This is a genomic window from Bacteroides sp. OF03-11BH (assembly GCF_003604005.1).
GTDB classification, from domain to species: Bacteria; Bacteroidota; Bacteroidia; order Bacteroidales; family Bacteroidaceae; genus Bacteroides; species Bacteroides ovatus.
The window spans coordinates 1-248 of record NZ_QTMW01000141.1 but is presented as its reverse complement, the minus strand read 5'-3'; the positions used below and the strand labels follow the sequence as shown (position 1 = coordinate 248).

Below are 248 nucleotides of genomic sequence, written 5' to 3'. Positions count from 1 at the left end.
GCGCAGGAAATCTATCTGAAGGAACTGGGCAGCGAAAGCCCGATGCTGGTGCGCCTTATCATGAAGTCCATCCACAAGCAGAACAAGCGCGAGGTGAAGCACATCGGCTGCAAGCGATTCGGCATCCAGTACCTGCTGAAAGGCATCTACACGCATAATGGTTTGCTCTATTTCCACACGGAGATAAAGAACCAGAGCAACGTGCCTTTCGACGTGGACTACATCACATGGAAAATCGTGGACAAGAA

General features: G+C 50.8%; 1 protein-coding gene. It reads left to right on the top strand.

What is annotated here, in order from left to right; all coding sequences use genetic code 11:
• The coding region (locus DXA54_RS28735; RefSeq protein ID WP_243647711.1) for a DUF4138 domain-containing protein at window positions 1-248 on the top strand (248 nt) is incomplete at both ends.